Below are 11,212 nucleotides of genomic sequence, written 5' to 3' on the forward strand. Positions count from 1 at the left end.
CAGGTCGCGCGCCCGTTGCGGGCGCGGCAAAAAGTACGGTTACGTCAGGCGCTGCGCGACTCGGTTTCGTCGTCGGCGAGTTCGCCCGCGTCGGGTGCGGTGTCGCGGCGATCATGATGATCGTCATGCACCGCTTGACTCTGGTCTGATCCGGCCGGGTTGGCGCGAGCCGCGTCCCCAGTCTCGTTATGCAATTCGCGCGTATCTTCGTGTTGCTCTTCCGACTGCGCGTCGGAACCGGCTTCATGAGCCAGTTCTGTTTCGTGCGTCGCCTCATCGGCGATGCGGTGTTCGGTGTGCGCCAACGCATCCATGCGTTCGACGTCGGGTTCGGCATGGTCAACGGATGCTTGCGACGCCGCGTGCATGTCTTCTTCAAACGCTGCCGCTTCGTCCGCGTCTGGCTGTGACTGCGTTTCTTCGCTGGCGCGCTCGGCTTCGGCGGCGGCATCCGGCGCTTCGACGCCCTCCAGTACAGCATGAGCCATGCCATCAACAGCGTCGTCGCCCACTTCCACCGCGACGCTCTCGACATCAACCACTTCGCCGTCCGTGAACTCGATTGCGTGCTGCGCGAGCAGATCGATGTTCGACTGGGCCGACGGATCGTCGAGCGGCGGCAGCTCTTCGAGCGACTTCAGGCCGAGGTCGTCGAGAAACGAGCGCGTCGTCGCGTAAAGCGCCGGGCGGCCCGGCACATCGCGATGGCCGATCACTTCGATCCAGCTGCGGTCTTCGAGCTGCTTCACGACCTGCGTATTCACGGTCACGCCGCGAATTTCCTCGATATCGCCGCGCGTGACGGGCTGCCGGTACGCGATGATCGCAAGCGTCTCGAGCACCGCGCGCGAATACTTCGGCGGCTTCTCGGGATGCAGGCGGTCGAGATACGTGCGCATCGCGGGCTTGCTCTGGAAACGCCAGCCGGACGCCAGTCCGACGAGTTCGACACCGCGTCCGGACCAGTCGTGCTTCAGGTCTTCAAGCAACGTGCGGACCGTATCCGCCGACACGCCGTCGGCAAACAGCTTACGCAAATCACCGAGCTTTAACGGCTCCTGCGCGCAGATCAAGGCAGTCTCGAGGACGATCTTCGCCTCTTGGGTATTCATGCAGCTAGGTCAGACCCTGTGGTCAAAGAAACCGGATCAAACAGACGATGTGGAACTGAAGACGCGCTCGCCCGATTCTGATCGGTCATATTGATGGGAGCACGCACCGGGGGGAGGCGAAAAAGGCATCGAGCCAAACCCAGCCGGACGACGGAGCAGCGAAATTCCGCGAGGGAACCGCGTGACTGGCTGCCATATTACGCAAAAACAATCGGTGCGTAAAGACGAAATCCAAACTGCACCGTAATCGACATACACGGCCATGCATAACGCGTCGGCGCGCCGCGTGACTTGGGCACGCGACGCCGCTTTCGCAGGTTCAACACGTTCAGCGCATTCAGCGCACGGCGCCGTGTCGTTCGAGATAGTCTTTGAGCCGTTCGACGCCCGCGTCGAGCCGCGCCGTGTCGCACGCGTAGCACCAACGCACAAAGCCCTCGCCTTCTGCTCCGAACGCGCTGCCGGGGGCGAGCCCGAGCCTCGCATCGCGGACCAGCGCCTTGCACAGATCGAGACTGCGCGACGCGCCCGGCAAAGAGAAGAACACGTACATGGCACCCGGCGGCGCCTTTGCGTCGACGCCCGGCACGGTCGACAGCGCCCGCACCAGGTGATCCCGCGAGGCCCGCAAATCGGCGACCAGCTCGCGCGTACACGCCGCGCCCTGCTCGATCGCCGCGATGCCCGCCTGCTGCACGAACGCCGGCGAACAGGACGTGTTGTATTCGACGAGCTTGCCGAGATCGTCCATCAGCGAGGCCGGCGCGACGATCCAGCCGAGCCGCCAGCCCGTCATCAGCCACGCTTTCGAGAACGAGTTGACGCAGATCACGCGCTCGTCGCGCGCGGCGAGGTCGAGGAACGACGGCGCGCTTTCGCCCGGCTCGCCTGCGTAGTAGAGACGCTCGTAAACCTCATCGGCGACGATCCAGATGCCGTGGCGCCTGCAATGCTCGAGTACGACGCGCTGCTCGTCGCGGCTCATCACCCAGCCGGTCGGATTGTTCGGCGAGTTCAGCATCAGTAGCTTCGTGTCCGGCGTCAGCGCGGCGAGCAGCCGCTCCAGATCGAGCTGCCAGCCCTGCGCACCATAATCGAGCGACACGGTGTCGACCTGTGCGCCGAGAATCTTCGGAATCTCGACGAGGTTCGGCCACAGCGGCGTCACGGCCACCACGCGGTCGCCCGCGCCCACGACCAGTTGCGCCGCCAGCGTCAGCGCATTGACGCCCGCGCTCGTCACGGCCACATGTTCGACCGACGTCGGCCCGTGCAGCGCGCTCACATAACGCGATAGCGTCTCGCGCAACGGCGCGATGCCGAGGTTATGCGTGTAGAAGGTCGCGCCCGATGCGAGCGCCGCGCTCGCGGCATCACGAATGAACGGCGGCGTTACGCGGTCGGACTCGCCGAACCAGAACGGCAACACGTCCGGCAAACCAAAGCCGGCGTTGGCCACTTCGCGGATCTGCGACGGACGCAGCGCACGAACCGCGTCGCGGGCGTCCGGTCGCGCGGTTGGCATCGACGCAGTTGGCATCGATTCAGGCATCTGAGACGGGGGCAAGTCCGTTTGGCGCATCGAGGGTCCCGGCGGGTCTGTCGAAAGATGCGAGTGTAACGTGTCGCAAAATGTGGACGGCGCGAATCCGGCAAGCGCGCGATCAAGGCCTCAGCGCAAATCCTCGGTCCGGCCGGGCACCTGATGAATCAGGTTCCACACGGCGTCGGCGGCAGGCGACAGCGAGCGGCCGCGCCGCCGCACCAGTTCGACAGTCCGTTCGGCGCGCGGCACGAGCGGCCGGGCGACCAGCGACGATCCCGCCGGCAGCGGCATCGCGAGCCACGGCAGCACGCTCACGCCGATACCCGCCTGCACCAGTCCGAACACCGTCGACGGATGGCCGAGTTCCTGCACGATATTGGCGCTCACACTGTGCGCTTCCAGTGCGGCGTCGATGATCGGCCGGCTGCCCGACGCGTGATCGAGCATCACGAGGCGCTCGCCGTCCAGTTCGCGCCACGCGACCTGGGCGCGCGACGCGAGCGGATGGTCTTCGCGCGACACGAGGCAGAACGAGTCGGTCATCAGCGGCTCGGTGAACAGGTCGTCGGCGGACAGCGGGCCGATCACCACGCCGAAGTCCACCTCGCCCGACTTGACCTTGCGCACGACATCGCTTTGCACGTCGTCGCGCAGCCCGAGCGTGATGTACGGAAACTGCGCCCCGCACGCCGCGACGATATTCGGCATCAGCCGGCACGCAATGGTCGGGCTGGCCGCCACCATCACCCGGCCGCGCCGCTGTTCGCCGATTTCGCGAATCTCGCGCAGCGCGTCGTCGAGATCGGTCAAGAGACGCGACACGCTCGCGACCAGATTGCCGCCGACGTCCGTCAGCTGGACTTCGCGCGTCGTCCGGTCGATCAGCTTCAGGCCGATCTCGGCCTCCAGTTCCCGCACGCAGCGGCTAACGGCAGACTGCGTCAGCCCGATTTCGCTCCCCGCGCGGCTGAAGCTCTGAAGTCGCGCCACTTCGATGAACACGCGCAGTTGGCGCAGCGTCACATTCATCCCCTCTCCTCATGAATGACGTCGTTTGATGCGAATTTTATGCCCTGAAACACCTTCGCGCACAGTTTCGTGAAGTTCGCTGCAATGCAGCAATAAGGCGCAAACGCACGCGGGACGGGCCTGATTGCACAAGATTGGTGATTGTCCCGATTTGCGTGATGAGTTTTTTGGATTCTCATACGGGCCAGGCTAACGCCCGGAACGGCTTGATGTGGCGGGGCTTCGGGGCGGTTAAGTGTAAGGTGGCACGCTTCATGCATTTCCCCTTGCACAAGAGTCGGCGCCGATTCGGACTGGTGAAACAACCGTTCGCTAGGCATAGGCCGGCTCTCCGCCGGCGCCCGATACCGATCGGGCGCATGAAGAGTGCGCAGCGCGGGGCAGCGCACCGGAGTTAGCTTCGCTGAGGTGAAACATGATGGTGTTCGACGATTTGAGAGACAACGAGTGGGCGCTGGTTGAGGCGTTGTTCTGTGCGGAGCCGGCACGGAGCGAACGCCGTGGTCGACCACGCGTCGAAGCTCGCGCGGTAGTCAACGCCGTGTTGTGGGTTTTGTCGACGGGCGAGGGCTGGTCCAAGTTGCCGGGCCGTTATCCGTCGCCGCCGACGTGCCGTCGTCGTTTCGACGAATGGCAAGCCGACGGTACACTCGCGGAAATTGTGAAGCGTCTCGGTACGAGCGGCCGCGAGATTTCGCTGCGCGGGCGCATTGGCGCGACGGCTGCGAAGCCGCCCGCACCGCCGAGCCGCGACCGTCTGCGCGGCGCATTCTGGACCAATCCGGAATCGTGGCGCGCGCCCGTCAAGATGGCCTGATCCAGCTATTCACGCAACCGGGCGCCCTTGGGCGCCCGGCGCGTTTCTGAGGCCGGCGCCCGTTCGGCCCGATTCCCCATGATCTGCAGAGACGTCGCTCCCGTGCGCGGGTTCGATCGCATGCGCGCGGACGCTGGGTTTCCGCTTCGGTGAAGACGGCCTGATCGTCCGTCGATTTTTCCGCTGGTTACAACGCCGGCGCGTCCGTCTTCGCGCATCGCCGCAAGCGAGCGCCGACGCTCCTCCCACCCGCCTGCGTCCGCAGTCATCCGATCAGCAGATCGACGGTGACGGGACGAAACATCCATTTACTTTTATTTACAGCATGCTTTCGCAGCGCGGCATACCGTATGAGTATGCAAACAAGCCCGTCCCGGCCGGCTTGTCGGGAACCGATCATGAGGCCAATGTCACTGCATGTCTGCGGCCTGCTCGTGTCACTGCTCGCCGCGACTGCATTCGCGCAACAACGACCGCAAGGCTGGAACTGGCGGCCGGAGCAGCCTGCCACGCTTCAGGCGTGGCAGCAGGCGGAAGCGCGCAATCAGAATTTCACACCGCCGACGCCGCGTGGCGATCTGCGCGGCGATATCGCGAGCAACGTTCGGGCGCGGCCCGACGGGCAGCGAGACGACGTGCCGCAGCGGCGGCGTGCGCCCGGCGCGCATTAGGCGCGTTGAGCATTGAGCGCGTCGAGCGCATGACCGAGCGCGAGTGTCCCGCAAAGACGTACGCGGAAGATGTGCGATATCGGGAACCACCTGCTGGCGTCACCAGTCTCATCAATGCCATTAAGCACAGCGTGGCAGAAGTAATTCCGGTATGCCCGTATCCTCGCGATACGGGCTTTTTTTTGCGTCGACGGGCGGTCAGGTCCGCGCAGCACGGCGCGCCGCCCGGCACACATCGGGCGTCATAAAAGAAGTGTAAAAACGGGGAAATGGCGGCGACATGCCCTCGACGCGCCTCATGTGGCGCGTTGTCCGCGCGCTCCGTTGTTCTCACGTGCGCGCGCCCTGCGAAACACCGTCGCCTAGACGGCAGTTGCCCTCTCTCCGGCGACGACCGCGCCGGCGAAAACATAGTTGCGCACACGGCGCGCGTCCCAGTCGAGGGAGCGCTCATCGCGCGCGAGCCGCGCAAATTCGGCGCGGCCGAGTTCGGTCAGCACCGCAATGTCCACAGGAGCATGGAAACCCGGCGCAGGAGCGACTGTCCGTTGACGAACGGTGTCCATCATGCCAAGCGAACGGAGATATTGAAAAACGCCCGGGCGCTTGGCCCACGGCACCTGACGGTATTGCGCCCGTCGCAGCGCCTCGAGTACGACTTCGTTGGAATAAGCGGTCATCTCACTTCTTTCTTAAAGTGCAGCCATGACTTATTTGTTCGCGACACAATGGCACGTCTGCTGACGTGCGCACGACGGAGAGCGAAGATTTCACGCCTTATCCGCCAATGCGGCCATTGGCCGCCGTTTATTTCGGCCCCCGTGTGAACGCCGTGCTAGCGTTCTGCTTCCAACTGGCGTCGATGCGACCCATGAAGCCGCGATAGTCCGTTCGTGGAATGTCCGAATACCATACGTTACCCCAATAAAATTGATTCTTTTAACTTTATTGCTGCTTTTTTTTGCAGCTTTTCTGCTGCTGCGCAGCGCCCGCACGCTGATTGGCGTGACGACCATCGTGGTTTTCTGGGCGCTCGGCGCGGGTTGGCTGGCCCAACCCTTGCTCGATCTCGCCCAGCGCGGCGCGCCGCCTGGCGGACAGACAGTTGCTCCCACAACGTACGCCGCTCACACCGCCATCGTGATGCTGGGCACGGGCACGCGTCAACTCGACGGCAAGCTCGTTCCGCCCACGGACGGGCTCGCCCGCATCGTCAAGAGCGCCGATCTCTATGCACGCTGCAAGCGGGTCAGTCCCGTCTGTCACGTGATCGTCAGCGGCGGCAATCCGCAGCAGCACGAAGCGACGGAAGCCGACACCTACCTGCCCTACCTGCTGCGCGAAGGGGTCCCGCGCGGCGAGATCATCCTCGAAAATACCAGCATGACGACGTACGAAAACGCTCGCAACGTCGCTGCCATTCTGCCGGACGGATATTACGGTTCGTTGATCCTCGTCACATCCGCCTTTCAGATGCCGCGGGCCTTGCTCGACTTTCACCGTTTCGGGATAAAACCGCTGCCCGTCGTGTCGAACACCCGTCGCGCAACGCGCGGCCTGCTACCCCGCCGGGCAAACTTCTTCAACGCTGAGATCGCGCTGCACGAACTGATCGGCATCGCGCAGTTTTATGTCTATCGGCAGATTGGCTGGTTCTGAGCGGCGCCGCGCGCGTGGCAGCTTGCTTAGCTATCCGATGGATTCGACGCGCCCTGCCGACGGCTGCACGTCATGCACGAGTGGGAAAATCTGACTTGTCGCGACACGCGCGACAAAGCGCATCACAATACGGCCGATGCGCGATGGCTTCTGCGGAGCGCCTTCGCGCCTGCGGCCCATGAATGTAACCAGACGTAACTGTCTGTGAATTCTGTTACAGAAGACACGCTGGACTGAACATTGCTGGCTAGAATGCACTGTCGTTCCAACGGACAGGCCATACTCGGGTCCATAACCACTCTCTACGGAGGCAACGATGAAGAAAGTGTCCCTGGCAATCCTGGTTTCCCTTTCGGCACTGACGGGCGCGGCTTACGCGCAAGATCAAGGCGTGCGGATGAGTACCGATCCGGCAAAGGCCGCCGACGTCGAGCAGCGCGCGCAAGATCTACAGGCAAAGCAGCAGGCGATGGAAAGCCCGCCGCCAGCCCCGATGAAGCATCAGAAGGGCATGCATCACAAGAAGCCGGCCGCGCCGGCCCAGTAAGCGCACTGCGTTGCGCATCGGCCGACGCGCATGGGAAACGTGTAGGCGCGCTTCGCGGTCGAATCACTGCGCAATGCAAAAAGCCGAAGCCGTTCAACACGGCCTCGGCTTTTTTATTTTGGGCTGGCGGGCGTCGATGACGTACGGCGGGCAAATCACGCGCCGATCGCATGTCGCGAGGCGCGCATCGACGTTATGCTAAAGTCGCGCACCGAAGAATCAACCCAATTCACCCAACCCGCGTGCGCCCCTGGTGCGGAGGACAGAATGAGCAACATCCAGCTGGACATCGAATGGACTGAAGCAGCATCCCGCAAGATCGAAAAACTCATGCCGCGTGGCAATCAGGATGCGTTCCTTGCGCTGCCGCCCGTCGAATGTCTGCCGATGGAAGGCGACGTGCTGTTTCTCGGACCGGCCGGCAAGCAGCAGCCGTTCATCGTTGCGGAGCGCCAGTATCATCATGAAGGCGACGCAGACTGGACCATCATCCTGATCCTGGACGTGCCGCAAGCGACGCACTGAGCCGCACTGAGCATCTAGCGCGCTTGATTGCTTCATTGCGGTTCATCGCGCTTCAATCCGGGCCCGACAGCCACGCTGCCGGGCCTTGCTGTTTTCAGCCTCGCCTGCTGCGCCTGCTAACTGTTACGCGATCTTCGACACGATGCGCAGTTCCGCCGATTCGATCCATTGCGCGGAAGCCTTTTTGTACGCGTCGATGTGCGCGGACTTCGCGTGCGCGGCCAGCGCCTCCTCGCTTTCCCAACGCTCGAAGAACACGAAGCGGCGCGGCTCGCGCAAATCGCGATGCAAATCGTACTGCAACGCACCGCGCTCCTTGCGCGTCGGCCCGACAATACCCTCGAGCGCCGCGCGCAACTGCTCTTCATGTCCCGGCTTCGCCACCGAGATCGCCACCACCGCGATTTCCGACATGCTGCACTCCAGTTCTGGAAAACCAGCAGCATAGCGCCGCTGCCACAAACGCGCCGGCAATCTGCGCCAACTTCGAGTCATAACTGCGCAGACACTTGTAGCTGTCTGTGATAACCCGAACATTCGAACCGCATACGAACTGCTAGACTGATTTCGACGAACTGAACTGCACAACTGAGCGGAGTCGCGCGTGAACGGCATCGATCCGATCGCCTTTAAGCACGACCTCCATTGCGCCGATGTTGCGCATGCCTGCCGCCGGCATGTCGCTGCACACGGGCGAGCGCCGCACGCTGCATAGGACAATCTGCCGTCATGCCAAACGTCGACGATACGACGCTCACTGGCCTTCTGCAGCATATGGTGCAGGACGAGGCCGGATGGGCCGCGCCGTGGCGAACCATAACGTTGCGCAGCGTCTTCCAGCCGGTCGTCTCCGTGACGCATCAGCGCGTGGTCGGCTACGAAGCGTTGCTGCGGGCCTTCGATCCCGTCGGTCATCCGATCTCCCCTGCCGTGCTCTTCTCGGGCACCCGCTCGACAGCCGACGCGCGCGCGCTCGACCGCCTTGCCCGCTGCCTGCATGTGGCGAACTTCATGTCGCAAGGCATCGACACCGGCTGGCTGTTCCTGAACACGCGCCCGCAGGTATTCGAAACGGGCTGGCCGCAGCGCCCGTTCATCGATGAACTGTCGGAGCATTTCGGACTCCCGCAGGAACGCATCGTAATCGAAGTGCTCGAGCAGCCCGCCGACGACGAATCCGCCGTCGCCAGCATGCTCGCCGCATCGCAGCCGCGCGAATTCCTGATTGCCATCGACGACTTCGGCACCGGCTTTTCGAACTTCGATCGCGTGTGGCGCTTCCGGCCCGACATCGTGAAGCTCGACCGGTCGCTGGTGGCACGCGCGGGCCGCCAGGACAACGACAACTCGCTGATCGGCCATCTGATCAACATGCTGCATCAGTCGGGAACGCTGGTGCTCGCCGAAGGCGTCGAGACGGAAGACGAACTGATGACGCTGATGCAGGCCGACGTCGATTTCATTCAGGGCTACTGGTTCGGCCAGCCGAAAGCATCGATACAGGCGGCGACCGCGCGCGTGCCCGAGCTGATCGAGCAGATGTGGCAACGCTTCGAAAGCTACGAGCGCTCGCATTCGCGCTATCAGCGTCCGGGTTTCGAAGGATTCACGGAAGCCGTGCTCGCAGGCGCCGCGCTCTACATGCAGACGGGCGACCTGGACGAGGCCGCGAAGCCCGTCTTCCTGCTGCCCGACGCGCGCCGCGTGTTCGTGCTGAGCGAGCGCGGCGAGCAACTGGCGCCGTCGATCACCGCGAGCGGCACGCCTTCGCCGCCCGCGCGGCTCGCGCCACTCTTTCCCGACACGCGCAACAACTGGTCGCGGCGCGCATATTTCAAGCACGCGCTCGCCGCGCCGGGACGCGTCGCGATGATGGGACCGCACTGTTCGCTGATGGATGGCCAGGACTGCTACACGGCGGCTGTCACCGTCCAGCGGGAAGGCGCGACGCATGTGTTTTGCGTCGATTTCCTGCCTGAAGTGTGTAACGCGAGCCCCGTTTGAGGCGAAGCACGCTGCGCGGCGCTGCTGCTACGCCTGACGCGCCCTAGTCGTGCGAGACGCGTTGCCGTCCCGATTTCACGTCGCTGCGCTTCGCCTTGCCTTCGAGCCGGCGTTCTTTCGACGCACGCGTCGGCCGCGTCGCGACCCGCGCCTTGCGGGTCACGCTGACGCTGTCGATCAACGCGTCGAGCCGCGCCAGCGCCGCCACGCGGTTCATCTCCTGGGTTCGGTATTCCTGCGCCTTGATGATGACGATGCCGTCCCGTGTGATCCGATAGTCGCTCATCGCGAGCAGGCGCATCTTCAACACCTCGGGCAGCGACGAGGCACGCACGTCGAAGCGCAGGTGAATCGCGCTCGATACCTTGTTGACGTTCTGCCCGCCCGCGCCCTGCGCGCGGACGGCCGTCAGTTCGATTTCGTTCGGCGGGATCGGATAGCGTGAAGTCATGTCAAAAAGTCGTGCATGGAACGGGAAAGTGTAACCGGCTATTTGCTAACGCATAAGCGGTATGCGAATTGCGTGCGCACAGCGTGGCGCTTGCGTTGCCCCCGCATTGCTGACTCAACACGCCACGCATTTGCCGTCCGTCGCCGATCTCGCCGATACTGAGACTTTCAGCCCGAGGGCCAATTATCGTGATGAAAATGCGCCCCGCGCAGGTGCTCGAACTCGTCGTCAATCTCGTGTTGCCGTGGGTCGCGTACCGCCTTGCGCAGCCATACTGGGGCGAGACGGGCGGATTGATTGCGTCGGCCGTGCCGCCCGTCGCGTGGAGCATCGTCGAACTCGTGCGCTTCAGACGCGCCGACGCGCTCAGCCTGACGGTGCTGCTCGGCATCGTGCTGTCGATCGGCGCGATGGCGCTGGGCGGCGACCCGCGCATGCTGCTGTTCCGGGAATCGCTGGTATCGGGTGCGATTGGCGTGGCGTTCCTGCTGTCACTGCTGGTGGGCCGGCCCGCCGTGTTTTACCTGACGCGCGCGTTCGTCGCCCGCGAGATGACCAACGGCGCCGCCCATATCGACATGCTGTGGCGCGAGCGTCCCGCGTTCGCCCGCGGAATCCGGGTACTGACGGCTACGTGGGGCCTCGGCCTCACGGGCGAAACCGCGCTGCGCGGCTGGATGGCGTGGCACTGGCCGATCGAGCGCGTGCTGGTGGTGTCGCCGTTCGTCGGCTACGGCATCTTTGGCGCGCTGATGGTCTGGACGCTGTGGTACCGGCGCACGCTGCGCGACCTCGCGCAAAGCGAGGCGGAATCCGAAACGGAACCGCCGCCCAGCACGGCTGCCAACTAA

At 63.9% G+C, this 11,212-nt stretch carries 12 protein-coding genes and 1 pseudogene; 7 read left to right on the forward strand and 6 right to left on the reverse strand.

All coding sequences use genetic code 11. The annotated features are described in order from the left end of the window. Window positions 1-44 precede the first annotated feature (44 nt). From scpB to C2L65_RS09420, 3 genes are all read right to left on the reverse strand, one after another. Window positions 45-1,112, reverse strand: coding sequence for an SMC-Scp complex subunit ScpB (scpB, locus tag C2L65_RS09410; RefSeq protein ID WP_042308500.1), 1,068 nt, complete (start codon window positions 1,110-1,112; stop codon window positions 45-47). A 337-nt stretch (window positions 1,113-1,449) separates the two neighbouring features. Continuing rightward, on the reverse strand, window positions 1,450-2,637 hold the full coding sequence (locus tag C2L65_RS09415; protein WP_427910141.1) for a pyridoxal phosphate-dependent aminotransferase: 1,188 nt from the start codon (window positions 2,635-2,637) through the stop codon (window positions 1,450-1,452). 147 nt (window positions 2,638-2,784) lie between these two features. Beyond that, window positions 2,785-3,687, reverse strand: a complete 903-nt coding sequence (locus tag C2L65_RS09420) for a LysR family transcriptional regulator (protein WP_103254527.1) — start codon at window positions 3,685-3,687, stop codon at window positions 2,785-2,787. Between the two features lie 418 nt (window positions 3,688-4,105). Between C2L65_RS09420 and C2L65_RS09425 the strand changes: the two are divergent. Beyond that, window positions 4,106-4,501, forward strand: a pseudogene (locus C2L65_RS09425) (transposase); the annotation flags it as partial. A 401-nt stretch (window positions 4,502-4,902) separates the two neighbouring features. Continuing rightward, window positions 4,903-5,175 (forward strand): hypothetical protein, encoded by a 273-nt coding sequence (locus C2L65_RS09430; protein ID WP_042308497.1) that lies wholly within the window; start codon window positions 4,903-4,905, stop codon window positions 5,173-5,175. 362 nt (window positions 5,176-5,537) lie between these two features. On the opposite strand, the gene C2L65_RS09435 is transcribed toward C2L65_RS09430, so the two are convergent. Beyond that, complete coding sequence (locus tag C2L65_RS09435) at window positions 5,538-5,855, reverse strand: hypothetical protein (protein WP_042308496.1); 318 nt, start codon at window positions 5,853-5,855, stop codon at window positions 5,538-5,540. 292 nt (window positions 5,856-6,147) lie between these two features. On the opposite strand from C2L65_RS09435, the gene C2L65_RS09440 reads away from it, so the two are divergent. The 3 genes from C2L65_RS09440 to C2L65_RS09450 all read left to right on the forward strand — a co-directional run bounded on the left by C2L65_RS09440 (window position 6,148) and on the right by C2L65_RS09450 (window position 7,906). Next, window positions 6,148-6,834 (forward strand): YdcF family protein, encoded by a 687-nt coding sequence (locus C2L65_RS09440; RefSeq protein WP_042308534.1) that lies wholly within the window; start codon window positions 6,148-6,150, stop codon window positions 6,832-6,834. 316 nt (window positions 6,835-7,150) lie between these two features. Further along, the gene (locus C2L65_RS09445) at window positions 7,151-7,381 is read left to right on the forward strand and encodes a hypothetical protein (RefSeq protein WP_042308494.1); all 231 of its coding nucleotides are present in this window, start codon (window positions 7,151-7,153) and stop codon (window positions 7,379-7,381) included. A 267-nt stretch (window positions 7,382-7,648) separates the two neighbouring features. After that, window positions 7,649-7,906 carry a hypothetical protein gene (locus C2L65_RS09450; protein WP_007588495.1) on the forward strand — a complete coding sequence of 86 codons (258 nt, stop codon included), beginning with the start codon at window positions 7,649-7,651 and terminating at the stop codon, window positions 7,904-7,906. A gap of 123 nt (window positions 7,907-8,029) precedes the next feature. Here C2L65_RS09450 and C2L65_RS09455 read toward each other — a convergent pair whose 3' ends face one another. After that, complete coding sequence (locus C2L65_RS09455) at window positions 8,030-8,320, reverse strand: putative quinol monooxygenase (protein ID WP_007588494.1); 291 nt, start codon at window positions 8,318-8,320, stop codon at window positions 8,030-8,032. A gap of 315 nt (window positions 8,321-8,635) precedes the next feature. Between C2L65_RS09455 and C2L65_RS09460 the strand changes: the two genes are divergently transcribed. Further along, window positions 8,636-9,910 carry an EAL domain-containing protein gene (locus C2L65_RS09460; protein WP_042308492.1) on the forward strand — a complete coding sequence of 425 codons (1,275 nt, stop codon included), beginning with the start codon at window positions 8,636-8,638 and terminating at the stop codon, window positions 9,908-9,910. Window positions 9,911-9,953: 43 nt separating this feature from the next. Here the strand turns inward: C2L65_RS09460 and arfB are convergent, their stop codons facing one another. After that, entirely contained in the window at window positions 9,954-10,361 is a 408-nt protein-coding gene (arfB, locus tag C2L65_RS09465; RefSeq protein ID WP_007588492.1) for an alternative ribosome rescue aminoacyl-tRNA hydrolase ArfB, read from the reverse strand. A gap of 191 nt (window positions 10,362-10,552) precedes the next feature. Between arfB and C2L65_RS09470 the strand changes: the two genes are divergently transcribed. Next, a complete protein-coding gene (locus C2L65_RS09470) occupies window positions 10,553-11,212 on the forward strand; it encodes a VC0807 family protein (RefSeq protein WP_042308490.1) in 660 nt (219 codons plus the stop codon).

It is taken from the genome of Paraburkholderia terrae (assembly GCF_002902925.1).
Classification (GTDB): Bacteria; Pseudomonadota; Gammaproteobacteria; order Burkholderiales; family Burkholderiaceae; genus Paraburkholderia; species Paraburkholderia terrae.